The following is a 23,539-nucleotide window of genomic DNA, read 5'->3' as shown; positions in this document are numbered from 1 at the left end:
CGACCGACACCCTAGAAAGCGTCGGCGCCCTGCGCGAACCCGAAGAAAAAATCACAGGAGTCCACCCATGAAAGGTTCACCCTCGCTGTTGCTGGTCGCGTTGCTTGCAGCACCCGTGTTCGCCCAGGCCGCCGAACCGGAACAGTGCCAGACGGTACGTTTCTCGGATGTCGGCTGGACCGACATCACCGTGACCACGGCGACCACCAGCGTCGTCCTCGAAGCGCTGGGCTACAAGACCCACACCACCATGATCTCGGTACCGGTGACCTACAAGTCGCTGGCCACCGGCAAGGACCTGGACGTGTACCTCGGCAACTGGATGCCGACCATGGAGAACGACATCAAGCAGTACCGCGACGCCGGTACCGTCGAAACCGTCCGCGCCAACCTGGAGAACGCCAAGTACACCCTGGCGGTGCCCCAGGCCCTGTATGACAAGGGGCTGAAGGATTTCAGCGACATTCCCAAGTTCAAGAAGGAACTGGACGGCAAGATCTACGGCATCGAGCCGGGCAACGACGGCAACCGCACCATCCAGAGCATGATCGACAAGAACGCATTCGGCCTCAAGGACGCCGGTTTCAAGGTCGTGCAGTCGAGCGAGGCCGGCATGCTGTCGCAGGTCGACCGGGCGCAGAAGCGCGGTGAAGCGGTGGTGTTCCTGGGCTGGGAACCGCACCCGATGAACACCCGCTTCAAGATGCAGTACCTGACCGGCGGCGACGACTTCTTCGGACCTGAATTCGGCAAGGCCACCGTCCTGACCAACACCCGCAAGGGCTATGTGCAGGAGTGCAGCAACGTGGGCCAGTTGCTGAAGAACCTGGTGTTCGAGCTCAAGGATGAAAGCACCATGATGGGCTATGTCCTGGACGACAAGATGAAGCCCGAAGCGGCTGCCAAGCGGTGGCTCAAGGACAACCCCGGCAAGCTCGATACCTGGCTTGCGGGTGTCACCACCGTGGATGGCAAACCAGGCCTGGAGGCGGCCAAGGCCAAGTTGACGCAGTAGCTGTAGGCACTACCTCGGGGTGGGACCGTGCCCACCCCGGACTGATTTCAATCATTGCAGGTGGAAGCTCGCTATCATGCTTATCGATCAGAAAATACCCCTGGGGCAGTACATCGCCTCATTTGTCGAATGGTTGACCCAGAACGGCGCCAACTACTTCGACGCTATCGCCCAAGGCCTGGAATTCATGATCCATGGCGTCACCAGTGCCCTGACCTGGTTCAACCCCTTCGTTCTCATCGCCCTGTTCGCCGCCCTCGCGCACCTGATCCAGCGCAAGTGGGCGCTGACCGTCTTCGTCGCCCTGTCGTTCCTGCTGATCCTCAACCTGGGCTACTGGCAGGAAACCATGGAAACCCTGGCGCAAGTGAGCTTCGCCACGGTCGTCTGCGTGGCCATCGGCGTGCCGCTAGGCATCATTGCCGCGCACAAGCCGATGTTCTACACCGCCATGCGGCCAGTGCTCGACCTGATGCAGACCGTGCCCACCTTCGTCTACCTGATTCCGACCCTGACCCTGTTCGGCCTGGGCGTGGTGCCGGGGCTGATCTCCACCGTGGTGTTCGCCATTGCCGCGCCCATCCGCCTCACCTACCTGGGCATCTGCGACGTACCGCAGGAGCTGATGGACGCCGGCAAGGCCTTCGGCTGCTCGCGGCGCCAGCTGCTGACGCGCATCGAACTGCCGCACGCCATGCCGAGCATCGCCGCAGGCGTGACCCAGTGCATCATGCTGTCGCTGTCGATGGTGGTGATCGCCGCGCTGGTCGGCGCCGATGGCCTGGGCAAGCCGGTGGTCAACGCCCTCAACACCGCCGACATTTCGCTCGGCTTCGAAGCGGGCCTGGCGATCGTGCTGCTGGCGATCATGCTCGACCGTATCTGCAAGCAACCGGAACTGCCGGCAAGGAGTGAAGCATGAGCATCATTCGCTTCGAAGATGTCGACGTCATCTTCTCCAGCAAGCCGCGCGAAGCGCTGGCACTGCTCGACGAGGGCAAGACCCGCGAGCAGATCCTCAAGCAGACCGGCCTGGTGGTCGGCGTCGAGAAGGCCAACCTGGATATCGAGAAGGGCGAGATCTGCGTGCTGATGGGCCTGTCCGGCTCGGGCAAGTCGAGCCTGCTGCGCTGCATCAACGGGCTGAACACCGTCAGCCGCGGCAAGCTGTTCGTCGAGCATGAAGGCAAGCACATCGACATTGCCCACTGCACCCCGGCGGAACTGAAGATGATGCGCACCAAGCGCATCGCCATGGTGTTCCAGAAGTTCGCCCTGATGCCCTGGCTGACCGTGCGCGAGAACATCAGTTTCGGCCTGGAAATGCAGGGTCGCCCCGAGAAGGAGCGGCGCAAGCTGGTCGACGAGAAACTCGAGCTGGTGGGCCTGACCCAGTGGCGCAACAAGAAGCCCGACGAGCTGTCAGGCGGCATGCAGCAGCGCGTGGGCCTGGCCCGGGCGCTGGCGATGGACGCCGACATCCTGCTGATGGACGAACCTTTCTCCGCACTCGACCCACTGATCCGCCAGGGCCTGCAGGACGAGCTGCTGGAGCTGCAGCGCAAGCTGAGCAAGACCATCGTGTTCGTCAGCCACGACCTGGATGAAGCGCTGAAGCTCGGCAGCCGCATCGCGATCATGAAGGATGGCCGGATCATCCAGTACAGCAAGCCGGAAGAGATCGTGCTGAACCCGGCCGACGAGTACGTACGCACCTTCGTCGCGCACACCAATCCGCTCAACGTCCTGTGCGGGCGCAGCCTGATGCGCAGTCTGGACAACTGCAAGCGGATCAACGGTTCGGTGTGCCTGGATCCGGGCGGCGATTCTTGGCTGGACCTCGGCGAAGGCGGCTCGATCAAGCGTGCACGCCAGGGCCAGAACGGGCTCGACCTGCAGAACTGGGTGCCGGGCCAGGACGTGGAAAGCCTGGGCCGCCTGCCGACCCTGGTGCACGCCGACATCGGCATGCGCGAGGCGCTGCAGATTCGTTATCAGACGGGCAACAAGCTGGTGCTGCAGGAGAACGACAAGGTGGTGGGGATTCTGGGCGACAGCGAGCTGTATCACGCGTTGCTCGGCAAGAATCACGGCTGAGACAATTGGGGCTGCGTCGCAGCCCCAATCAACCGATCAGCGAACGACGATCCCGCGCGAAGCCATGTAGGCCTTCGCCTCAGGCACCGTGTACTCGCCAAAGTGGAAGATGCTCGCCGCCAGCACCGCACTGGCATGGCCTTCCAGAATCCCGTCGGCCAGGTGCTGCAGGTTGCCCACGCCACCGGAGGCGATCACCGGAATCCCCAGCGCATCGCTGATGGCACGGGTCACGCCCAGGTCGAAGCCGTTCTTCATGCCGTCCTGGTCCATGCTGGTCAGCAGGATCTCCCCCGCCCCCAGGCCTTCCATCTTCTTCGCCCATTCCACGGCGTCCAGGCCGGTCGGCTTGCGTCCGCCATGGGTGAAGATTTCCCAGCGCGGCGTCTCACCGGGCGCAGAGACCTTCTTGGCATCGATGGCCACGACGATGCACTGCGAACCGAAACGGTCGGCAGCTTCGCCGACGAATTCCGGGTTGAACACCGCGGCGGTGTTGATCGAGACCTTGTCGGCACCGGCATTGAGCAGGTTGCGGATATCCTGCACGGTACGCACGCCACCGCCGACGGTCAGCGGGATGAACACCTGGCTGGCCATGCGCTCGACAGTGTGCAGGGTGGTGTCGCGACCATCGACGCTGGCGGTGATGTCGAGGAAGGTGATCTCGTCGGCGCCCTGCTCGTTGTAGCGACGGGCGATTTCCACCGGGTCGCCGGCATCGCGGATGTTCTCGAACTTGACGCCCTTGACCACCCGGCCGTTGTCCACGTCCAGGCAAGGGATGATGCGCTTGGCCAGTGCCATGGTTCAGTCCTCAGCCTTGGTAGTTATCGCAGAAGGCCTGGGCCTCGGCGACATCGAGGGTGCCTTCGTAGATGGCACGGCCGGTGATGGCGCCGATGATGCCCGGGGCCTTGGCATCGAGCAGGGCCTTGATGTCACCCAGGTTGTGGATGCCGCCCGAGGCGATCACCGGGATCGAGGTGGCTTCGGCCAGGGCCTTGGTGAAGGGCACGTTGCAGCCCTGCATCATGCCGTCCTTGGCGATGTCGGTGTAGACGATCGCCGAGACGCCGTCGGCCTCGAATCGCCTGGCCAGGTCGATGACCTGCACCGAGCTGACTTCGGCCCAGCCGTCGGTGGCGACAAAGCCATCCTTGGCATCCAGGCCGACGATGACCTTGCCCGGGAAGGCCTTGCAGGCTTCGGCAACGAATTCCGGCTGCTTGACCGCCTTGGTGCCGATGATCACGTAGCTGACGCCAGCCTTGACGTAGTGCTCGATGGTTTCCAGCGAGCGGATGCCGCCGCCGATCTGGATCGGCAGGGTCGGGTAGCGCCTGGCGATGGCAGTGACCACTTCGCCGTTGACCGGCTGGCCTTCGAAGGCGCCGTTGAGGTCGACCAGGTGCAGGCGGCGGCAGCCACCCTCGACCCACTTGGCGGCCATGCTCACCGGGTCGTCGGAAAAGACCGTGGAATCTTCCATGCGGCCCTGGCGCAGGCGCACGCAGGCACCGTCCTTCAGATCGATAGCGGGGATAATCAGCATCTTGGGAACCTGTCTAATCGGTGGAGTTCAGGGCTTCTCGAGCGCCCACAGGTCGCTTTCGATGCTCTCGAACCGCTCCTTGAGGTGCAGCTGAACATCGGCAATCGCCCTGTTGTAGTAATACGGAGCCAGTTCGCGGGAAAACAGCTCGAGCACCTCGGCCACCTCGAACGAGCCCAGCTGCAACTCGAAACGGTCTTCGAGAAAGCGCTTGAGCGTGTCGAGCGCTTCGCGCGCCTGCTCGGGGGCCAGGGTGAGGATCGGCGCCTTGGTTTTCGAGCGGCTCATCACCAGCGCCCGTCCCAGGCCACGAAGTTCTGCAGCAGCTGCAGACCATGGGTATGGCTTTTTTCCGGGTGGAACTGCACGGCGAAACGCGAGCCATCGGCCAGCGCAGCGGCGAAGTCGACGCCGTAGTGACCGCGACCGACCACCTGGCCAGGCTTGCCGGCATTGATGTAGTAGCTGTGCACGAAATAGAAACGCGCACGGTCGGGGATGTCGTGCCACAGCGGGTGATCGATGCTCTGGCTGACTTCGTTCCAACCCATGTGCGGCACTTTCAGGTGCTCGCCGTCTTCTTCCAGGCCCTTGCCGAAGAAGCGCACCTGGCCGGGGAACAGGCCGATGCAATCGACCCCTTCGTTCTCCTCGCTGTGCTCGAGCAGCGCCTGCATGCCCACGCAGATACCGAGGAAAGGGCGATCCTGGCTGACTTCGCGTACCAGGCTGTCGAAGCCCAGGCGGCGGATCTCGGCCATGCAGTCGCGGATCGCACCAACGCCGGGGAACACCACGCGATCAGCCTCGCGGATCACCGCAGCATCGCTGGTGACCAGCACCTTGCCGGCCCCCACGTGCTCGAGGGCCTTGGCCACCGAGTGCAGGTTGCCCATGCCATAGTCGATTACGGCTACCGTCTGCATTTACAGGCATCCCTTGGTGGATGGCATCTGCCCGGCCATGCGCTCGTCGAGCGTCACGGCCATGCGCAGGGCGCGGCCGAAGGCCTTGAACACGGTTTCGATCTGGTGGTGGGTGTTGTGACCGCGAATCGTGTCGATGTGCAGGGTCACCAGGGCGTGGTTGACGAAGCCCTGGAAGAACTCCTGGAACAGGTCGACATCGAAGCCGCCTACCGAGGCACGGGTGAACGGCACATGCATCTGCAGGCCCGGGCGGCCGGAGAAGTCGATGACCACGCGCGACAGCGCTTCGTCCAGCGGCACGTAGGCGTGGCCGTAGCGGAAGATGCCTTTCTTGTCGCCGATGGCCTTGGCAAACGCCTGGCCGAGGGTGATACCGACGTCTTCGACGGTGTGGTGATCGTCGATATGCAGGTCGCCCTTGCATTCGATGTCCAGATCGATCAGCCCATGCCGGGCGATCTGGTCGAGCATGTGTTCAAGGAAAGGCACACCGATATCGAATCGGGCCTTGCCGGTGCCATCCAGGTTGATCGAGGCCTTGACCTGGGTTTCCAGGGTATTGCGCTCGACGGAAGCCTTACGTTCGACCATCACCAGCTCCGCAAAATCATTGGGCGAAAAGGGCTCCATTATAGGCCCAGAATGCGCCGGCTTGAAACGCGGATGACGTGTGGCAGCACAAAGCATTCGCGGGCAAGCCCGCTCCTACAAGGGCGACATGGCCCCGTGGGAGCGGGCTTGCCCGCGAAAGGGCCCTTCCAGGCCCGGCAAATCAGTGCATCAGTGGAACAGCACTGCAGTCTTCTGCAGGGTGATCCACACGCCCCAGGCCAGCGGAATCACCACCACGGCCCAGGCCAGCAGCACCAGCGGCAAGCTGCCCGGTGCGGCATGCCACTCCAGCGACTGCGCGCCATCGGCGCCCTTGTCGTGGCTCAGCGCGCGCTCGGCGGCCAGCTCCGCTTCGGTCATGAAGTACTTGTCGGCCACCGGACGCACCAGCAGGTTGCAGATGAAACCCAGCACCAGCAGGCCGGCGAGGATGTACAGGGTCATGTCGTAGGCAGCGGCGCGCGGTACGCCCGCAGCCAGCTGCGCTTCACGCAGGTAGGTGATCAGCACCGGACCCAGCACGCCGGCAGCAGCCCAGGCGGTCAGCAGGCGACCGTGGATCGCACCGACCATCTGCGTGCCGAACAGGTCGGCCAGGTAGGCCGGCACCGTGGAGAAGCCACCACCATACATCGACAGGATGATGCAGAACGCCGCGACGAACAGTGCCACGTTGCCGATGTGGCCCATGTTCGGCACCAGGGTATACAGGCCCACGCCGATGGCGAAGAAGGCGAAGTAGGTGTTCTTGCGCCCGATGTAGTCGGAGAACGACGCCCAGAAGAAGCGCCCGCCGATGTTGAACAGGCTCAGCAGGCCGGTGAAGCCGGCGGCGATGGCGGCGATCTGCGCCAGTTGCGCGGTATTCAGCTCGCTGAAGCTCAGGTCGTTGCCCAGCAGCTTGCCGCCGAACACTTCCTGCAGCAGCGGCGAAGCCATGCCCAGGATGCCGATACCAGCCGAGACGTTCAGGCACAGCACCAGCCAGACCAGGGCGAACTGCGGGGTCTTCCAGGCCACGCTGACGTGCACGTGACGGTCGGTGACCATGGCGTTGGCCTTCTTCGCAGGCGGCGTCCAGCCCTCAGGCTTCCAGCCGGTCGGCGGCACGCGGTACGCCAGTGCGCCAGCGGTCATGAACACGAAGTAGATGGCGGCCATGGCGATGAAGCTCTGCCATACGCCGACTTCCTGGCCGTTGGCAAAATGGCCCATCAGCGCAGTGGCCAGCGGTGCCCCCACCATCGCGCCGCCGCCAAAGCCCATGATCGCCATGCCGGTGGCCATGCCGCGCTTGTCCGGGAACCACTTGATCAGCGTGGAAACCGGCGAGATATAGCCCAACCCCAGGCCGATGCCGCCGATGACGCCCGAGCCCAGCCACATCAGCCAGAGCTGATGGGTCTTGATACCGATCGCCGAGATCACCAGGCCACCGCACCAGCACAGCGCCGATACCAGGCCGGCCTTGCGCGGACCGGCGTGTTCCAGCCAGCCGCCCAGCACGGCGGCCGAGCAGCCGAGGAAGACGAAGAACAGGGTGTAGATCCAGCTGAGCATCGAGATCTGCCAGTCGCAGTCGGCGCTGAACAGACGGGCGATGAAGCCCATGTCCGGCGAACAGGCGACCGGTGCAGTGATGCCGATGGCCTGGGACAGCGGCAGCCAGAAGACCGAGAAGCCGTAGGCCATGCCGATGCACAGGTGAATGGCCAGGGCGGCCGGTGGAACCAGCCAGCGGTTGAACCCTGGCCGGGCGATGATGCGCTCCTTCGACAGGAAGCCCGGCGCCCGTGTCGCCGCTCCCGCCGTTATGCTGCTATTCATGGATTCGATCCTTTTAGGTATGGTCTGTGCTTTCGGATCGTTTCCCTGGCTGTTTCGCGGCACACAAGGCGAAATTGGCACCGTTTTCGGCGTCGTTGCCCCGCGACACTAGGTCGCGGTCACTCCGGAAGCCGGGCAAGGTTACCAGCATAAGATGACGGTGAGATCAATCTGACATCGTTATTTTTCATGAAACTGAACCGCTACAGATTGGCTGCGCAACCGTTTGCGCTCTGCAAGCCCCCTTTTCGCAGCCAACCTCGCTCCTGCAACGCCCGTGCTGCGTGGCTTTCGTGGGGGCGGGGCTGGTCCGCGAACGAGGCCAAGGCAGACTCGGGCGTGGAACTGCAATGAGCAGAACTGTCGAAGCGGTACTCGGAAGCCATGGTCGCGGCGCTATACTCTGCCGCTTGAATTCATTTATCGGACTACAAGGACTCGCCCATGAAAGCGTTCGGCAAAATCCTGGGGCTGGGACTTCTCGGGTTGTTGCTGATCGTCGTGGCGCTGGGCTTCGCCCTGACCCACCTCTTCGATCCCAACGACTACAAAGACGAAATCCGCGAGCTGGCCCGCAACAAGGCCCATGTCGAGCTCACCCTCAACGGTGACATCGGCTGGAGCCTGTTCCCCTGGCTGGGCCTGGAACTGCACGAGGCGAGCATCGCCACCCTGAACAACCCCAAGCAGCCGTTCGCCGACCTGCAGATGCTCGGTCTGTCGGTGCGCGTGCTGCCGTTGCTGCGCCGCGAAGTGCAGATGAGCGATGTCCGTGTCGAGGGCCTGAACCTCACCCTGGTGCGCGACGAGCATGGCCACGGCAACTGGGAAGACATCGGCAAGCCGCTCCCCGACCAGAACGCCACGGCCAGCACGCAGGCCGCTCCGGCCGAAGGCGCACCAGCGCAGGCACCGACGCCGCAACCAGCGGCCAACGAGCGCGCGGTGAAACTGGACATCGACAGCCTGACCGTCAACAACGCCCGGGTGCAGTTCACCGACGAGCAGAACGGCAAGAGCTACGGCGCCGAAAGCATCCAGCTGAGCACCGGCCCGGTGCACGACGGCGTCAACACGCCGATCAAGGCCAGTGCCTTCCTCAGCGCCAGCGAGCCGAACATCAAGGCCCGTACCGAACTGGTCGGCGACCTGCGCTTCGACCGCAAGCTCAAGCGCTACAGCCTCGAGGACATGCGCCTGTCCGGCGAGACCTCGGGCGAGCCGACCGGCGGCAAGACCGTGACCTTCGCCGCCCAGGGCCAGGTGCTGGTCGACCTCGGGGCCAATGTCGCGTCCTGGAGTGGCCTGAAAATCTCGGCCAACCAGTTGCGCGCGCTCGGCGAGCTGAACCTGCGTGATCTGGACAAGGCTGCGCAACTGAGCGGCGGGCTGTCCATCGCCCAGTTCGACCTGCGCACCTTCCTCGACGGCATCGGCCATCCTCTGCCAGCCACCGCCGACCCTGCGGCGTTCGCCAAGCTTGAGCTGGTCGGTCGCCTGCAAGGGACGCAGAACTCCATTGCCATGGAAGACCTGGCGGTGAAGCTCGACCAGAGCACCTTCACCGGCCGTGTCGCCGTCGAAGACTTCGCCAGGCAGGCCCTGCGCGTCCAGCTCAAGGGCGACACCTTCGACGCCGACCGCTACCTGCCGGCCAAGAGCGACGAGGCCAAGGGTGCCAAGGCCGCACGCCAGGCCGAGGTCAAGCAGCAGGAGGCCAGCGCGATCGCCGGGGCCGGCTCCACGCCACTGCCCAATGCGCCCACCCAGGTGGCCTGGAGCAACGACAAGCTGCTGCCGGTCGATCGCCTGCGCGCCCTCGACCTGCAGGCCGATCTGTCGTTCGGCGTCCTGACCCTGGACAAGCTGCCGATCACCGACGCCCAGCTCAAGGCCAGCGGCCAGGGCGGCCTGATCACCCTGGAAACCCTGCGCGGCGGCCTGTACAACGGCACCTTCGAAGCCAAGGGCACGGTCGATGTGCGCCCTGCCGTGCCGCAACTGGGTGTGAACACCAGGATCAACCGGGTACCGGTTGAGCACTTCATCAAGCGCGAAAGCCCGGACCAGGCGCCGCCGGTCAAGGGCCTGCTGACGTTGTCGAGCGACCTGACCGCCACCGGCAACAGCCAGAAAGCGCTGATCGATACGCTCAACGGCAATGCCAGCTTCACCATCAACGACGGTGTGCTGGTCAATGCCAACCTCGAACAGCAGCTGTGCCAGGCCATCGCCACGCTCAACCGCAAACAGCTCAGCGGCGAGCCGCGGGCCAAGGATACCCCCTTCCAGGAGCTGCGCGGCACGCTGGTGGTACGCAATGGCGTGGCCAGCAACCCTGACCTGAAGGTGCGCATTCCGGGCCTGACCGTCAACGGCCAGGGCGATCTGGACCTGCGCGTGCTGGGCATGGACTACGGCATCGGTGTGGTGGTCGAAGGCGACCAGCGCGCCATGCCGGACCCGGCCTGCCAGGTCAACGAGCGCTACGTCGGGGTCGAAGTCCCGCTGCGCTGCCGCGGGCCGCTCGAGCTGGGTGCCAAGGCCTGCCGTCTTGACCAGGATGGCCTGGGCAAGGTCGCTGCGAAGCTTGCCGGCAATCGCCTCAAGGACAAGATCGACGAAAAGCTCGATGAAAAACTCGGCGACAAGGTGAGCCCGGAATTGAAAGATGCGCTCAAGGGGCTGTTCAAACGATGAGCCCCCAGCAGTTCTCCAGCGCCGTACTGGAGTGGTTCGACCAGCACGGCCGCCACGACCTGCCCTGGCAACAGGGCATCACCCCGTATCGGGTGTGGGTGTCGGAAATCATGCTGCAACAGACCCAGGTGAGCACCGTGCTCAACTACTTCGACCGCTTCATGCAGGCGCTGCCGACCGTGCAGGCCCTGGCCGAGGCGCCTGAAGACGAAGTGCTGCACCTGTGGACGGGCCTTGGCTACTACACCCGTGCCCGCAACCTGCAGAAGGCGGCGAAGATCGTCGTCGACCAGCATGGTGGCGAGTTCCCGCGCAGTGTCGAGGCGCTGACCGAGCTGCCCGGCATCGGCCGCTCGACCGCAGGCGCCATCGCCAGCATCAGCATGGGCCTGCGTGCGCCGATCCTCGACGGCAACGTCAAGCGCGTGCTGGCGCGCTTCACTGCCCAGGCCGGCTACCCAGGCGAGCCGAAGGTGGCCAATGCCCTGTGGGCCGCGGCCGAGCGTTTCACGCCCATGACCCGGGTCAACCACTACACCCAGGCGATGATGGACCTGGGCGCCACGCTCTGCACCCGCAGCAAGCCCAGTTGCCTGATCTGCCCGCTGCAACGCGGATGCGAAGCGCACCTGCTCGGCGAAGAGAAACGCTACCCCGAGCCCAAGCCGCGCAAGGCCCTGCCCCAGCGCAAGACGCTGATGCCGCTGCTGACCAATCACGAAGGCGCCATCCTGCTCTACCGTCGCCCATCCAGCGGCCTGTGGGGCGGCCTGTGGAGCCTGCCGGAGCTCGACAGCCTGGAACAGCTCGAAGACCTCGCCTACCAGCACGGCCTGCGCATGACCGAGAGCCAGGCGCTGCAAGGCCTGACCCACACCTTCAGCCACTTCCAGCTGGCGATCGAACCCTGGCTGGTGCGTGTCGACCCGGTCGGCTCGCACGTGGCCGAGCCCGACTGGCTCTGGTATAACCTCGCCACCCCGCCGCGCCTGGGCCTCGCCGCCCCGGTCAAGAAGCTGCTCGCACGCGCGGCCGATGAACTGATTGCAGGAGAGTCCCGATGACCCGCACCGTGAAGTGCCGCAAGTACAACGAAGAACTGCCAGGCCTGCCACGCCCGCCCTACCCCGGTGCCAAGGGCCAGGACATCTACGAGCACATCTCGCAGAAGGCCTGGGACGAGTGGCAGAAGCACCAGACCATGCTGATCAACGAGAAGCGCCTGAACATGATGAACGGCGAGGACCGCAAATTCCTCCAGGCGGAAATGGACAAGTTCTTCGCCGGCGAAGACTACGCCCAGGCCGAAGGCTACGTTCCACCCAGCGCGTGAGCGCGCAGCTGTACAAAAAATAGTCAGGATGCGTAAGCGACGGAATTAATTTAAAAAATTTTCAAAAAGTCGTTGACGCAGGGTCTGAAAACCTTTTTAATTCGCCCCGTCGCCCAGATAGCTCAGTCGGTAGAGCAGAGGATTGAAAATCCTCGTGTCGGCGGTTCGACTCCGTCTCTGGGCACCACCATTAAGCATCGGGTGGTTGCAAAGTCACCCGAAGCGACACAAGAAACCCGCCTAGTGCGGGTTTTTTGTTGTCTGCGATTTCTCTTGTGGGAGCGGGCTCGCCCCGCGATCGGGCGCGCAGCGGCCGCTTCCACAGGTGCTCCACCGGCCAGCATTGACCAGCATCAAAAAGCCAGCAACCGCATCGCCCTACACTGCTCCATGGACACTCGATCCCGAAAGGACCTCCATGAGCGACGATTCCCCCCTCCCCCTTGCCAACCCCGTCGAAGCTGCTCCGGTTACACCCCAGCGCACGCCGCGCAAGCGCAAACCGCAAGCGTCCATCACCCGCATCAGCCAGCAGCCCGCCGCGCTGGAAGTCGCCAGCGCGCGCAAGGGCAGCAACGAAGACAGCACCAGCGCCCGCCTGCCGGCCAGCTACCCGTACCACACACGCATGCGCCGCCAGGAGTACGAGAAGGCCAAGCACGCGCTGCAGATCGAGCTGCTGAAGGTCCAGAGCTGGGCCAAGGAAACCGGGCAGCGCATCGTGGTGCTGTTCGAAGGGCGCGATGCGGCAGGCAAGGGCGGGACCATCAAGCGTTTCATGGAGCACCTGAACCCGCGTGGAGCGCGGATCGTCGCGCTGGAGAAACCCTCCGAACAGGAGAAGGGCCAATGGTACTTCCAGCGCTACATCCAGCACCTGCCCACGTCCGGTGAAATGGTGTTCTTCGACCGCTCCTGGTACAACCGCGCCGGGGTCGAGCGGGTCATGGAGTTCTGCTCGCCGTTGCAGTACCTGGAGTTCATGCGCCAGGCGCCGGACCTTGAGCGCATGCTGTGCAACAGCGGCATCCTGCTGTTCAAGTACTGGTTCTCGGTCAACCGCGAAGAACAGCTGCGCCGCTTCATTTCCCGCCGTGACGACCCGCTCAAGCACTGGAAGCTCTCGCCGATCGACATCAAGTCGCTGGACAAATGGGACGACTACACGGCAGCGAAGGAAGCCATGTTCTTCCATACCGATACCGCCGATGCGCCGTGGACGGTCATCAAGTCCGACGACAAGAAACGTGCACGGCTCAACTGCATCCGGCATTTCCTCCACGCCCTGGACTACCCTGACAAGGACCACAGCGTCGCCCATGCCCCCGACCCGTTGCTGGTGGGCCGGGCCATGCGCGGCTTCGAAGAGGAAGATGCGGCGCAACAGGCCGGCTGAAACGAAAACGCCACCGCATCGGCGGTGGCGTTTTCGTTGATGGATGCCTTGCCTTCAGTGCCAGGCCGCGGACAGCGCCTCGAGCTCTGCTTCGCTGAGCAGGCCATCAGGGTAGCGACCCTTGAGAAGGCGGCGCGGATCGGTCTTCCTGACCCGGAGGCTTCCATGGTGCTTCAACCACTGCGCCAGCACCTTCAGCGATTCGTGATTGATCGCCATTGGGGACAAAGCCGACTCACTCGCTGCATTCATTTCGACACATACTCCCTGGGCAGTGAGCGGCTAAATTACTGTGGGATTGTTACAGGACGGTGTGAAACACCCCGCCCGAAACATCCGAATGAATGCAATACAAGAGATGTGCCAGGGCAGCGATCAACCAGCGGCGCAAACGAAAAAAGCCCGTCATGCGACGGGCTTCTGCAGTGGCGGGCGATCAGCGCTTGAACGGCGCCGGTTGCTGCTGGGTCAGGCAGTGGATGTTGCCGCCGCCCAGCAGCAGCTCGCGACCGGGGATCATTACCACTTCGTGGTCCGGGAAGATCTTGGCCAGGATCGCTCTGGCCTGCGCATCTGCCGGGTCGTCGAAGCTCGGGGCGATGATGCCGCCATTGACGATCAGGAAGTTCACGTAGGAACCGGCCAGACGCACCGACGGGTCACGCTCCTGGCTGCCGGCCACCTGGTCGACGCCGGCGCACTCTTCTTCGGTGGCGAACAGCGGCCCGGGAATGGGCATCTTGTGCACCACGAACTCGCGGCCCTTGGCGTCACGGGTGTTTTTCAGCACCTCGTAGGCCGCGTGGCAGCGCGCATAGTTGGGGTCGTTGGAATCATCGGTCCAGGCCAGTAACACTTCGCCCGGGCTCACGTAACAGCAGAAATTGTCGACGTGGCCGTCGGTTTCGTCGTTGTACAGGCCATCGGGCAGCCAGACGATGGTTTCCACGGCGAGGCGCTCGCGCAGCACGTCCTCGATCTGCTCGCGGGTCAGGTGCGGGTTGCGGTTGCGGTTGAGCAGGCACTCCTCGGTGGTGATCAGGGTGCCTTCACCATCGACGTGGATGGACCCACCCTCGAGCACGAAACCTTCGGTGTGGTAGCGCTGGCAGCGCTCCATCTCCATGACCTTGGCAGCCAGCTCCTCGTCGCGGTTCCACGGCGCGTACAGGCCGCCGTCGAATCCGCCCCAGGCGTTGAAGCCCCAGTCCACGCCGCGCACCTCGCCGTGGTCGTTGATCACGAAGGTCGGGCCGGTGTCACGGACCCAGGCGTCGTCGTTGCTGATCTCGACCACGCGGATGTTGGGCAGGTCGAGCTGGCGACGGGCGTTCTCGTACTGGGCGGCAGACACCGCCACGGTGACCGGTTCGAAACGGGCGATGGCCTTGGCCAGGGTGACGTGCGCAGCCTGTGCGGGCTTGCCGCCCAGGCGCCAGTTGTCCGGGCGCTCCGGCCAGACCATCCATACCTGGGTCTGCGGGGCCCACTCGGCGGGCATGTGGAAACCGTCGGCGCGGGGAGTCGAGTTCAGGGTCTTCATGGGTAGCCTCTGGATGGCCCGGCAAGCTGGAGCCAGGGTTGGATGGTCAGGTGTCGGTAAGCGCTTTTTCGCGGGCAAGCCCGCGAAAAAGCCACAGAATGCCACCAATCTAACCGATAGATATCGGCTTTTAAAGCCTTAAATAAAACTGAAACACATATCCAAACAAATTTAGCCGATATAAATCGATCTGCTGTCACGCCAGCTCAGATAACACCCGCTCCACACAGTCGACGAAGTAATCCACACTCGCGCGCGTGGTGCACATCGGCGGCTTGATCTTGAGGATGTTCAGGTAATCCCCGGTCGGCTGCATGAAGATCCCCAGGTCGCGCAGGCGGTCGCACAACAGCATGGTTTCCTCGGTGGCTGGCTCCAGCGTCTGGCGGTCGCGTACCAGCTCCAGCCCGAGGTAGAAGCCCGAACCGTGCGCCGCCCCGGCAAGCGGATGTTTATCGACCAGCGCCTGCAGCCGCGCCTTGAAGTGGCGGCCCACGTCGCGGGCGTTGTCCCACAGCCCCTCGTCGCGCATCACATCGAGTACGGCCATGCCGATCCGACAGCTCACCGGGCTGCCGCCAGCCGAGGAGAAGAAGTAACCCTCCGCTTCCAGCGCCTCGGCGATCTCGCGGCGGGTGATCACGGCCCCGAGCGGCTGGCCGTTGCCCATGCCCTTGGCCATGGTGATGATGTCCGGCACCACGCCCTGCTCCTCGAACCCCCAGAAGTACTCGCCCAGACGGCCGTAGCCGACCTGCACTTCGTCGGCGATGCACACTCCACCGCGCGCCCGCACCTTGGCGTAGGCCTCGCGCAGGTAGCCCTGGGGAAGCGAGATGCCGCCGGCGTTGCCGTACACCGGCTCGCAGATCATCCCCGCCAACTGGCGGCCTCGGGCGTCCAGGTCGGCGAGCTTGGCATCCACATCGCGCAGGTAATCGCCGGCGCTGTCCGCGCCTCGGTAACGGCCACGGAAGGTATTGGGCGCCTCCACCGGATGCACCCAATCCGGCCGGGTCTGCAGCGCCTGGGGATTGTCGGCGATCGAAGTGGAGATGGCATCGGTGGCCACCGACCAGCCGTGGTAGGCCTCCAGCACGCTGAGCAGGTCACGACCGCCGCTGTAGGCCCAGGCCAGGCGAATCGCCAGGTCGTTGGCCTCGGTTCCGCTGTTGACCAGGAACACCCGGTCGAAGCCTTCCGGGGCCAGCTCGAGCAGGCGCTCGGAGAACTCGGCGATGGCTGCATAGTGGAAACGCGAGTTGGTGTTGACCAGCGACCACTGGCGCGCCGACTCGGCGACCATCCGTGGGTGCCCGTGCCCCAGCACCGCGACATTGTTGAGCATGTCCAGGTAGGAGCGCCCGTGCATGTCGATCAGGTAGTTGCGCCAGCCACGCTCGATATGCGGCGGCTCGGCATAGTAGTGCTTCTGCGAGCGGGCGAAACTGGCGTCGCGCCGCGCCAGCAACGCCCTGGCGTCGACCAGCGGCTCGGCATCGCAGTCATGGCCCAGCAACGGCGCAGGCGACGGACACAGCGCCAGCCAGGCCTTGGCCTGGGACGGCCTGGCGAAGAACGGCGGCTGGATGTGTGGTTCCAGGCACAGCTGCACGCTGAGAAAGCCGCAGGTCGAACCCAGCAGCTGGCCCTTGCTCACCGACTCGCCATCCTCCGGCGCCTGCTCCAGGCCGCTCAACCACAGCCCCCAGCTGGAGGTACTGAGGCAACCGCGACCGTCCCCGGTACTCAGCCAGATACCGTCCTGCGGAGCCTGCAGCACGCTGCCGGCGGGCAGGTTCAGCTCCACACCCAAAGCACAGGTGGCCGGCTCGTCCGGGCGGTCGAAATGGGTTTGCGACAGGCGATATTGTCCGTGCAGGGTGCTGGCAGGCACGGGTTGGGCGAGCAGCAGGCGCTGGTCGAAGCCGGCTTGCTGCCAGTTGCCCGCCACACAGTGCGGGCTCAGCACGCCCAGGTCCAGCCTGCTCAGCGCCTGTACGTCCAGGCCCGGCAGCAGCGCCGCGCAGTCGCCCAGCTCGGCGGTATTTGGGGCGAAGCCTGCCGCCTGCAGGATCGCCGCCTCCATCAACGCGGCAGGTACTGCGGTGGCGGTGTCGAAGATTTCCCATTCATGGGCGATGTTGTCGCGGGTGTACTGGTTGTCCGGGTCGACCGTGAGCTGCTGCTCGCTGCTGAGCACCAGCACCGCCGAGCGGTTCAGCACCAGCGGCCAGAGGGCGCGCAGCTCTGCTTCGCCCAGGGGGTTTACCGCCTGGTAGGCGCTGACCACCGGGAGGATGCGCAGCGGGTCGCCTTCGGCGTGATGCAGCAAGGCTGCACAGGTGACGGAAAGGTCGGCGATGCGCCAGGTACGCGACAGGTCACCGAAGTCGATCACACCCCGTGCCTGCCATTGACGGTGTTCATCCAGCGCCCAGACCACGTTGTCATCGGTGATGTCCAGGTGCACCGCCTGGATCGGCAGCTGCCCGACCAGCGGCTGCAGGCGCGCGCGCACCTGGCTTGTCAGTTCCTCGACCCGCTCGCGCCGGGCTTCGTCCTTGATGACCGGCAACAGATGCTCGATCAATGCCTCGGCATGCCGTGGATCCCACTGCAGGGTACGCTCCAGCCCCGGATGCTCGAAGCCCGCCAGGGCCTTGCCGACCTGCGCGCACAGTGCGCCCAGCTCGGCCATCAAGCGCTCCGGCATGTGCCTGAGGCGCGTCAGCGGCTGGCCTTCGAGGTACTCGAGCACCCGGCAACGCAGGGCCTGGCCGCCAATCTCCAGCGCCAGCAGCCCTTCGCCGTTCAGCGCCGGGCGCACCGCCGGCACCGGCAGGGCCTGCGCGCGCAGATAGGCGAGTGCCGCGTGCTGCGCCTCGAGCTCCACCTGGGCATAGCTGCCATGGCAGAGCTTGAACACGAAACGCCCCTGCTCGCTGTCCAGCCGGTAGTTCACGTCCTGCTGGCTGCCGAGGGGCACCAGCGCGCCGTGCAGGCCGTAATACGCCTGCAGGGCATGGCTGGCCTGCGCCTCGGAAACCTCGGGACGTGGAAGGCTGGAGCGATGGATCAGGGTGTGCAACGGCATGGTGCGAACCTCGGCCTCTTTTTTGCTTATATCGCCATTACCACTGCCCGGAAGCAAGAGGCACGAGGCGCAGGCTGTCGTTGCAGACCTGCAATCTCGCCCGCCAGAGCCGCGGCCCAGAAGGCCTGGCACTATCAGGAGTTGCTGTCGATGTTCGCTGAACCGCTGTCGCTGTCGCCTCGTTCGCACCGGCTCCTTGACGCCGGGGCAGCGTTGCGCCGGTCGTGCGCGTCAGAAGTTCGTCACAATGCCGATGGAGGCCGGTCATGAAGAAGGTCGCCATCCTGCAGTCGAACTACATCCCCTGGAAGGGCTACTTCGACCTGATCGCCGCCGTCGACGAATTCATCCTCTACGACGACATGCAGTACACCAAGAACGACTGGCGCAACCGCAACCAGATCAAGACCCCCAAGGGCGTGGAGTGGCTGACCGTCCCCGTCGGCCAGGACATCGACCGGCGCATCCGCGACGTGCAGTTACAGGATGCCCGCTGGCAGATCAAGCACTGGAAGACCCTCGAGGCGAACTACGCCAAGGCCCCGTACTTCAGGGCCATCGCCGGATGGCTGAGGCCACTGTACCTGGAGCAGACCCACCACCAGCTCAGCACCCTGAACCACCGGCTGCTGCAGGCCATCTGCGGGTACCTGGGCATCGGCACGCGTATCAGCCACTCCTGGGACTACCGCCTGGGCGAAGGCAAGAGCGAACGGCTGGTCGACCTGTGCCGGCAAGCCGGTGCCAGCCAATACCTGTCCGGCCCGGCCGCGCGCGACTACCTGGATGAAAGCCTGTTCGCCGAACAGGGCATCACGGTCGGGTGGTTCGACTACAGCGGCTACCGCCAATACCCGCAGCAGTGGGGTGAGTTCACCCATGGCGTGACCATCCTCGACCTGCTGTTCAACTGTGGCCCGGACGCACCGCACTTCATGAAGCATGTGCGGCCACCGGCTCCTGAATCCGCCGCGCCGACGGGCGCCGCCACCGACCTGCGAGTCTCCCCATGAGCAATGCACTGGACAGCTACATCGGCGCCTACAGCGATCGCTTCGGTTTCGCCTTCGACAACGACATCATGCTCAACTGGTATCCCCAGCGGATCATGAAGTTGTGCCAGGCGCACAACTCGATTCTGGAGCTGGGTGTCGGCCACGGCTTTTCCACCAACCGCTTCTCGCGCTTCTTCGCCTCGCATACGGTGATCGACGGTTCGCCCTCGGTCATCGCCCAGTTCCGGGAAAACTACCCCGACAGCCCGGTGAACATCGTCGAAAGCTATTTCGAGCACTTCGACACCGAGCAGACCTTCGACCTGATCGTGATGGGATTCATCCTCGAGCACGTCGACAACCCGCAGCAGGTCCTCGAGCACTTCCGCCGCTTCCTCGCCCCTGGCGGCCGACTGTTCGCCCTGGTGCCCAACGGCGAGTCGCTGCACCGGCGCATCGGCCATGCCGCAGGCAAGCTCGACGACATGATGAAGCTGGGCCAGGGTGATCTGGAGCTGGGCCATCAGCGCACCTACTCGGTCAGCCGCCTGACCGAAGAACTGGAGCAGGCTGGCTACCGCATCGTGCGCAAGGAAGGGGTGTTCCTCAAGCCGTTGATGACTTCGCAACTGCAGCCGCTGGGGCTGTCCAACGAGATCATCGAAGGCATGTGCACGGTCGGTATCGACTACCCCGAACTCTGCTGCGCGCTGATGTTCGAGGCCCAGGTCGAGCCGGCATGAGAAGCCTGTTGATCGGCAGTACCTCGGTCATCGGCCAGGCCATCGCCGCCCGGCTTGCGACGCTGGGTGAAGTGAGGACCGCGGGGCGTCGCGAAGCGGACTTCCCGTTCGACCTGGAGCAGGCAGACAACCCGCCCTTCGGTGGCGGGCACTTCGATACCGTGGTGCTGGTGGCCGCCGCCTTTGGTGGGACCTCCACCGAAGCACTGATCCAGGCCGAGCAGGTCAACGCGGTCGGTACCCTGCGCGCTTGCGAACTTGCGGCGCAGAGCGGCGCCCGGCACGTGATCCTGGTGTCTTCGGTGTTCGCAGGCTTTACCGCCGACGACCCTCACTACAACATCTATTCGCTGTCGAAGCGACATTCCGAGGAGCTTGCACAGCTGTTCTGCAAGCAACGCGAAATCGCCCTGACCATCCTGCGTCCGAGCCAGGTCTACGATTCAGCCGGTGCCTGCCGCAAACACCAGGGGCTGCTGTACGTCATCGCCGAAACGGCACGCGCGGGGCAGACGGTGCAGCTGTATGGCAACAATGACGCGCAGCGCAACTACTTGTACCTGGACGACCTGGCGGAAATCGTGGCGCGGGTCGCGCAGCGCAGGGTGATCGGGCGCTTCGACTGCGTACACCCGCACAGCCCCAGGCTGTCCGAGATCGCCGAGGCAGCCTTCGCCGCCAGCAGACGCAGCGTCGACATCCGCTTCCTGCGCGACAAGCCGGACATCGCCGACATGCCGCCCATGCACGCCGATGCACAACTGCACCAGGCCATCGACTATTGGCCAACCACCGACATTCGTACCGGTCTGCAACTGATGCAGGCCCACCAGGAGGCCCGGCAATGACCACGGTCATGGTTACCGGCGTCGGCGCGATCATGGGCTACGGTCTGCTGAAATCGCTGCGCGCCGCCGACCCTGCACTCAAGTTGCTGGGTACCGATATCTACGACGATGCGGTCGGCCAGGCCTGGTGCGATCACTTCGAACAGGCACCGCTGACCGCCGATCTCAGGTATCAGGGCTGGCTGCTGCAGATGATCGAGCAGTACCGGGTCGACCTGCTGATTCCCGGCATCGAACAGGATGTGCACTGGCTCGACGAACACCGTGACGTACTGGCGGCCAGCGGCTGCCGGATCGTGCTCAACGACGCCCGGCTGATCAGCCTGTCGCGCGACAAGTACGCCATGGACCAGGCCCTGCTGGCACATGAAGACGACGCCCGTATCCCCAGCCACCTGACCGGCGACTTTGCCTCGCTTTCGCAGCAGCTCGGCCTGCCGTTCCTGCTCAAGCCCCGGCGCAGCTACGCCTCCAAGGGCCTGGTGTGGGTCCACGAGGAGCGCGACTTCACGCCTTGGGCGCCGTTGCTGGGCGAGGTACTGATGGCCCAGCCGATCATCGGCAGCGCCAGCCAGGAGTACACCGTGGCCGTATTCGGCGATGGCCAGGGCGGCAGCTGCGCGAGCATCACCTTCCAGCGCAGCCTGGCCTCTGACGGTTCCACCGCCAAGGCCAAAGTGCGCCACGACGCCAGCCTGGATGCGGTAGTGACGCGCCTGTGCCAGCACTTCAAGCCGGTCGGGCCGACCAACCTGCAGTTCCGCCGGGCAGACGACGGCACCTGGAAACTGCTGGAGATCAATCCGCGCATCTCGTCCACCAGCTCCATCCGCACGGCCTTCGGCTACAACGAGGCAGCCATGTGCCTGGCCTGGTATCTCCAGGGCGAAAGGCCCCGGCAACCAGCGGTCCGCGCAGGTTTTGCGGTGCGCTACATCGAGGACTACGTGGTTCATGATCGGGATCATTTCTGACATTCACGGCAATTTCGCCGCGCTGTCCGCCGTGCTCGCCGAGCTCGACCGGTTGGGCGTGGGCGAGATCATCTGCCTGGGCGACACCGCCGGCTACTACAGCCAGGTCAACGAGTGCTGCGATGCCTTGCGCGCCCGCGGGATCTTCTCGCTGATGGGCAACCACGATGCCTATATCGCACGCCATCAGCCTTGTCCGCGCTCCAACAGCGCCAACGCCTGCCTGGACTACCAGCACAAGGTGCTCAGCGCCGACAACCGCCGCTGGCTCGAAAGCCTGCCGGAGCGCGCCAGCCTGCACGGCCTGGAGCTGATCCATGGCGGCTGGAACGATCCGCTCGACGAGTATCTGGAGCCCGGCGAAGCCTATTTCAGTGATCTCCAGGGTCGCTTCTTCGCCTCCGGGCACAGCCATGTGCAGTTCCTCTGGCAGGGCCGCGACAAGACCTGGTGCAACCCCGGCTCGGTCGGCCAGCCGCGCGACGGCGACCCTCGTGCGGCCTTCGCCACCTGGGACGGCCAGCGTTTCACGCTGCACCGCATCGCCTATGACGTCGAAGCCGCACAACGCGCGATGGCGCACGCAGGCTTCAACGCGTACTTCTACGAAAACCTTGCCAAGGGCACGCAGATCGGCGGGCGCATCAGCGCGATCCGCAGCGACCTTCCGCCCGCCAGACCTGCAGGAAACCATCCATGAGCCTGGAAAAGATCCCCTTCAACCGCCCCTACATGACCGGCAAGGAATTCCACCACATTGCCGAAGCCAACCTGGGGCAGATGCTTGCCGGTGACGGTCCGTTCACCAAGCGCTGCCATGCCTGGCTGGAGGCGCGCACCGGCAGCGGCAAGGCGCTGCTGACCCACTCCTGCACCGCCGCCCTGGAGATGTGTGCGCTGCTGCTCGACATCCAGCCGGGTGACGAAGTGATCATGCCGTCCTACACCTTCGTCTCCACCGCCAACGCCTTCGTCCTGCGCGGCGCGGTGCCGGTGTTCGTCGACGTCCGCGAAGACACCCTCAACCTCGACGAGCGCCTGATCGAAGCCGCCATCACCCCGCGTACCAAGGCCATCGCCGTGGTCCACTACGCCGGTGTCGCCTGCGAGATGGACAGCATCATGGCCATCGCCCGCAAGCACGGCCTCAAGGTGGTCGAGGATGCCGCGCAGGGCGTCATGTCCAGCTACAAGGGCCGCGCGCTGGGCAGCATCGGCGACCTGGGGGCCTTCAGCTTCCACGAGACCAAGAACGTCATCAGCGGCGAAGGCGGCGCGCTGCTGGCCAACGATCCGGAACTGGTGATGCGCGCCGAGATCATTCGCGAAAAGGGCACCGACCGCAGTCGCTTCTTCCGCGGCCAGGTCGACAAGTACACCTGGCAGGAAGTCGGATCGTCGTTTCTCCCAGGCGAGCTGACCGCAGCCTTCCTCTGGGCGCAGCTGCAGGAAGCCGAGGCCATCACCGCCAGCCGCCTGGCCACCTGGGCGCGCTATCACGACGCCCTCGCCGGCCTGGAGGCGGACGGCCTGCTGCGTCGGCCGATCATCCCGCAGGACTGCCAGCACAACGCCCACATGTATTATGTGCTGCTCGCTCCCGGCATCGACCGCCAGGCCGTATTGCAGGCGATGCGCGACAAGGAAGTGTATGCCGTGTTCCACTATGTGCCTCTGCACTCCTCACCGGGCGGTGAGCGTTATGGGCGCGTCCATGGCGCCATGCAGATGACCGACGACTTGTCCGACCGCCTGGTGCGCCTGCCGCTGTGGTGCGGCCTGGGCGATGAACGCCAGGATCGGGTGGTTGAAGTCCTGGCCAAGGTACTGGCAGGTCGTTGAGCGTCGGGTCACTACGCAACTGCACCATACTGT

Annotated in this window: 22 protein-coding genes and 1 tRNA gene; 14 read left to right on the top strand and 9 right to left on the bottom strand. The window is 64.6% G+C overall.

The features are described 5' to 3' along the window. Positions 1-67 precede the first annotated feature (67 nt). The 3 genes from AC1TXO_RS01680 to choV all read left to right on the top strand — a co-directional run bounded on the left by AC1TXO_RS01680 (position 68) and on the right by choV (position 3,112). On the top strand, positions 68-1,015 hold the full coding sequence (locus tag AC1TXO_RS01680; RefSeq protein ID WP_486404778.1) for a choline ABC transporter substrate-binding protein: 948 nt from the start codon (positions 68-70) through the stop codon (positions 1,013-1,015). A gap of 73 nt (positions 1,016-1,088) precedes the next feature. Next, positions 1,089-1,937, top strand: a complete 849-nt coding sequence (choW, locus tag AC1TXO_RS01675; RefSeq protein ID WP_172964837.1) for a choline ABC transporter permease subunit — start codon at positions 1,089-1,091, stop codon at positions 1,935-1,937. Beyond that, positions 1,934-3,112 (top strand): choline ABC transporter ATP-binding protein, encoded by a 1,179-nt coding sequence (gene choV, locus AC1TXO_RS01670; RefSeq protein WP_486404777.1) that lies wholly within the window; start codon positions 1,934-1,936, stop codon positions 3,110-3,112. Before choW ends, choV begins: the two co-directional genes overlap by 4 nt. A 36-nt stretch (positions 3,113-3,148) precedes the next feature. Here the strand turns inward: choV and hisF are convergent, their stop codons facing one another. The 6 genes from hisF to AC1TXO_RS01640 form a co-directional block, all read right to left on the bottom strand. Next, positions 3,149-3,919, bottom strand: a complete 771-nt coding sequence (gene hisF / locus AC1TXO_RS01665) for an imidazole glycerol phosphate synthase subunit HisF (protein WP_027594274.1) — start codon at positions 3,917-3,919, stop codon at positions 3,149-3,151. A gap of 10 nt (positions 3,920-3,929) precedes the next feature. Further along, on the bottom strand, positions 3,930-4,667 hold the full coding sequence (hisA, locus tag AC1TXO_RS01660) for a 1-(5-phosphoribosyl)-5-[(5-phosphoribosylamino)methylideneamino]imidazole-4-carboxamide isomerase (RefSeq protein WP_114169198.1): 738 nt from the start codon (positions 4,665-4,667) through the stop codon (positions 3,930-3,932). 27 nt (positions 4,668-4,694) lie between these two features. Then, positions 4,695-4,955, bottom strand: coding sequence for a DUF2164 domain-containing protein (locus AC1TXO_RS01655; RefSeq protein ID WP_486404776.1), 261 nt, complete (start codon positions 4,953-4,955; stop codon positions 4,695-4,697). Beyond that, on the bottom strand, positions 4,955-5,593 hold the full coding sequence (gene hisH, locus AC1TXO_RS01650) for an imidazole glycerol phosphate synthase subunit HisH (protein ID WP_186720176.1): 639 nt from the start codon (positions 5,591-5,593) through the stop codon (positions 4,955-4,957). Before hisH ends, AC1TXO_RS01655 begins: the two co-directional genes overlap by 1 nt. Then, positions 5,594-6,187, bottom strand: a complete 594-nt coding sequence (gene hisB, locus AC1TXO_RS01645; protein ID WP_054891708.1) for an imidazoleglycerol-phosphate dehydratase HisB — start codon at positions 6,185-6,187, stop codon at positions 5,594-5,596. 189 nt (positions 6,188-6,376) lie between these two features. Then, on the bottom strand, positions 6,377-8,035 hold the full coding sequence (locus tag AC1TXO_RS01640; protein WP_486404775.1) for an OFA family MFS transporter: 1,659 nt from the start codon (positions 8,033-8,035) through the stop codon (positions 6,377-6,379). Between the two features lie 444 nt (positions 8,036-8,479). Between AC1TXO_RS01640 and AC1TXO_RS01635 the strand changes: the two genes are divergently transcribed. From AC1TXO_RS01635 to ppk2, 5 genes are all read left to right on the top strand, one after another. Then, positions 8,480-10,735: an AsmA family protein gene (locus tag AC1TXO_RS01635; protein ID WP_486404774.1), complete on the top strand. Its 2,256-nt coding sequence runs from the start codon at positions 8,480-8,482 to the stop codon at positions 10,733-10,735. Beyond that, the gene (mutY, locus tag AC1TXO_RS01630) at positions 10,732-11,799 is read left to right on the top strand and encodes an A/G-specific adenine glycosylase (RefSeq protein WP_486404773.1); all 1,068 of its coding nucleotides are present in this window, start codon (positions 10,732-10,734) and stop codon (positions 11,797-11,799) included. Before AC1TXO_RS01635 ends, mutY begins: the two co-directional genes overlap by 4 nt. Next, complete coding sequence (locus AC1TXO_RS01625) at positions 11,796-12,068, top strand: oxidative damage protection protein (RefSeq protein ID WP_029612825.1); 273 nt, start codon at positions 11,796-11,798, stop codon at positions 12,066-12,068. Before mutY ends, AC1TXO_RS01625 begins: the two co-directional genes overlap by 4 nt. A gap of 111 nt (positions 12,069-12,179) precedes the next feature. Further along, positions 12,180-12,255, top strand: a tRNA-Phe gene (locus AC1TXO_RS01620). A 231-nt stretch (positions 12,256-12,486) separates the two neighbouring features. After that, positions 12,487-13,464 (top strand): polyphosphate kinase 2, encoded by a 978-nt coding sequence (ppk2, locus tag AC1TXO_RS01615; RefSeq protein WP_486404772.1) that lies wholly within the window; start codon positions 12,487-12,489, stop codon positions 13,462-13,464. Positions 13,465-13,518: 54 nt separating this feature from the next. Here the strand turns inward: ppk2 and AC1TXO_RS01610 are convergent, their stop codons facing one another. The 3 genes from AC1TXO_RS01610 to AC1TXO_RS01600 all read right to left on the bottom strand — a co-directional run bounded on the left by AC1TXO_RS01610 (position 13,519) and on the right by AC1TXO_RS01600 (position 18,104). After that, positions 13,519-13,716 (bottom strand): hypothetical protein, encoded by a 198-nt coding sequence (locus AC1TXO_RS01610; RefSeq protein ID WP_486404771.1) that lies wholly within the window; start codon positions 13,714-13,716, stop codon positions 13,519-13,521. Positions 13,717-13,900: 184 nt separating this feature from the next. Next, complete coding sequence (aguA, locus tag AC1TXO_RS01605) at positions 13,901-15,007, bottom strand: agmatine deiminase (protein WP_486404770.1); 1,107 nt, start codon at positions 15,005-15,007, stop codon at positions 13,901-13,903. Between the two features lie 196 nt (positions 15,008-15,203). After that, a complete protein-coding gene (locus AC1TXO_RS01600; RefSeq protein ID WP_486404769.1) occupies positions 15,204-18,104 on the bottom strand; it encodes an aminotransferase in 2,901 nt (966 codons plus the stop codon). A gap of 266 nt (positions 18,105-18,370) precedes the next feature. On the opposite strand from AC1TXO_RS01600, the gene AC1TXO_RS01595 reads away from it, so the two are divergent. The 6 genes from AC1TXO_RS01595 to rffA are packed head-to-tail and all read left to right on the top strand — an operon-like array spanning position 18,371 to position 23,506. Then, positions 18,371-19,117: a WbqC family protein gene (locus AC1TXO_RS01595; RefSeq protein ID WP_486404768.1), complete on the top strand. Its 747-nt coding sequence runs from the start codon at positions 18,371-18,373 to the stop codon at positions 19,115-19,117. Next, positions 19,114-19,842, top strand: coding sequence for a class I SAM-dependent methyltransferase (locus tag AC1TXO_RS01590; protein WP_486404767.1), 729 nt, complete (start codon positions 19,114-19,116; stop codon positions 19,840-19,842). The genes AC1TXO_RS01595 and AC1TXO_RS01590 overlap by 4 nt, the downstream gene beginning before the upstream one ends. Then, positions 19,839-20,690 carry an NAD-dependent epimerase/dehydratase family protein gene (locus AC1TXO_RS01585; protein ID WP_486404766.1) on the top strand — a complete coding sequence of 284 codons (852 nt, stop codon included), beginning with the start codon at positions 19,839-19,841 and terminating at the stop codon, positions 20,688-20,690. Before AC1TXO_RS01590 ends, AC1TXO_RS01585 begins: the two co-directional genes overlap by 4 nt. Further along, positions 20,687-21,664, top strand: a complete 978-nt coding sequence (locus AC1TXO_RS01580) for an ATP-grasp domain-containing protein (RefSeq protein ID WP_486404765.1) — start codon at positions 20,687-20,689, stop codon at positions 21,662-21,664. Before AC1TXO_RS01585 ends, AC1TXO_RS01580 begins: the two co-directional genes overlap by 4 nt. Further along, positions 21,645-22,364, top strand: a complete 720-nt coding sequence (locus tag AC1TXO_RS01575) for a metallophosphoesterase family protein (protein ID WP_486404764.1) — start codon at positions 21,645-21,647, stop codon at positions 22,362-22,364. The genes AC1TXO_RS01580 and AC1TXO_RS01575 overlap by 20 nt, the downstream gene beginning before the upstream one ends. After that, complete coding sequence (rffA, locus tag AC1TXO_RS01570) at positions 22,361-23,506, top strand: dTDP-4-amino-4,6-dideoxygalactose transaminase (protein WP_486404763.1); 1,146 nt, start codon at positions 22,361-22,363, stop codon at positions 23,504-23,506. Before AC1TXO_RS01575 ends, rffA begins: the two co-directional genes overlap by 4 nt. Positions 23,507-23,539: the final 33 nt, after the last annotated feature.

It is taken from the genome of Pseudomonas sp. FA117 (assembly GCF_057370475.1).
This window is presented reverse-complemented; position numbering and strand designations above follow the sequence as displayed.

What these genes read in the sequence shown, in the direction of transcription:
- AC1TXO_RS01635 (WP_486404774.1), top strand. Translation starts at nt 8,480, where the DNA reads ATGAAAGCGTTCGGCAAAATCCTGGGGCTGGGACTTCTCGGGTTGTTG.
- AC1TXO_RS01680 (WP_486404778.1), top strand. Translation starts at nt 68, where the DNA reads ATGAAAGGTTCACCCTCGCTGTTGCTGGTCGCGTTGCTTGCAGCACCC.
- aguA (WP_486404770.1), bottom strand. Translation starts at nt 15,007, where the DNA reads ATGAAGACCCTGAACTCGACTCCCCGCGCCGACGGTTTCCACATGCCC.
- AC1TXO_RS01640 (WP_486404775.1), bottom strand. Translation starts at nt 8,035, where the DNA reads ATGAATAGCAGCATAACGGCGGGAGCGGCGACACGGGCGCCGGGCTTC.
- AC1TXO_RS01625 (WP_029612825.1), top strand. Translation starts at nt 11,796, where the DNA reads ATGACCCGCACCGTGAAGTGCCGCAAGTACAACGAAGAACTGCCAGGC.
- AC1TXO_RS01575 (WP_486404764.1), top strand. Translation starts at nt 21,645, where the DNA reads ATGATCGGGATCATTTCTGACATTCACGGCAATTTCGCCGCGCTGTCC.
- choV (WP_486404777.1), top strand. Translation starts at nt 1,934, where the DNA reads ATGAGCATCATTCGCTTCGAAGATGTCGACGTCATCTTCTCCAGCAAG.
- rffA (WP_486404763.1), top strand. Translation starts at nt 22,361, where the DNA reads ATGAGCCTGGAAAAGATCCCCTTCAACCGCCCCTACATGACCGGCAAG.
- AC1TXO_RS01580 (WP_486404765.1), top strand. Translation starts at nt 20,687, where the DNA reads ATGACCACGGTCATGGTTACCGGCGTCGGCGCGATCATGGGCTACGGT.
- AC1TXO_RS01600 (WP_486404769.1), bottom strand. Translation starts at nt 18,104, where the DNA reads ATGCCGTTGCACACCCTGATCCATCGCTCCAGCCTTCCACGTCCCGAG.
- AC1TXO_RS01595 (WP_486404768.1), top strand. Translation starts at nt 18,371, where the DNA reads ATGAAGAAGGTCGCCATCCTGCAGTCGAACTACATCCCCTGGAAGGGC.
- hisH (WP_186720176.1), bottom strand. Translation starts at nt 5,593, where the DNA reads ATGCAGACGGTAGCCGTAATCGACTATGGCATGGGCAACCTGCACTCG.
- AC1TXO_RS01610 (WP_486404771.1), bottom strand. Translation starts at nt 13,716, where the DNA reads ATGAATGCAGCGAGTGAGTCGGCTTTGTCCCCAATGGCGATCAATCAC.
- AC1TXO_RS01585 (WP_486404766.1), top strand. Translation starts at nt 19,839, where the DNA reads ATGAGAAGCCTGTTGATCGGCAGTACCTCGGTCATCGGCCAGGCCATC.
- hisA (WP_114169198.1), bottom strand. Translation starts at nt 4,667, where the DNA reads ATGCTGATTATCCCCGCTATCGATCTGAAGGACGGTGCCTGCGTGCGC.
- hisB (WP_054891708.1), bottom strand. Translation starts at nt 6,187, where the DNA reads ATGGTCGAACGTAAGGCTTCCGTCGAGCGCAATACCCTGGAAACCCAG.
- mutY (WP_486404773.1), top strand. Translation starts at nt 10,732, where the DNA reads ATGAGCCCCCAGCAGTTCTCCAGCGCCGTACTGGAGTGGTTCGACCAG.
- AC1TXO_RS01655 (WP_486404776.1), bottom strand. Translation starts at nt 4,955, where the DNA reads ATGAGCCGCTCGAAAACCAAGGCGCCGATCCTCACCCTGGCCCCCGAG.
- AC1TXO_RS01590 (WP_486404767.1), top strand. Translation starts at nt 19,114, where the DNA reads ATGAGCAATGCACTGGACAGCTACATCGGCGCCTACAGCGATCGCTTC.
- hisF (WP_027594274.1), bottom strand. Translation starts at nt 3,919, where the DNA reads ATGGCACTGGCCAAGCGCATCATCCCTTGCCTGGACGTGGACAACGGC.
- ppk2 (WP_486404772.1), top strand. Translation starts at nt 12,487, where the DNA reads ATGAGCGACGATTCCCCCCTCCCCCTTGCCAACCCCGTCGAAGCTGCT.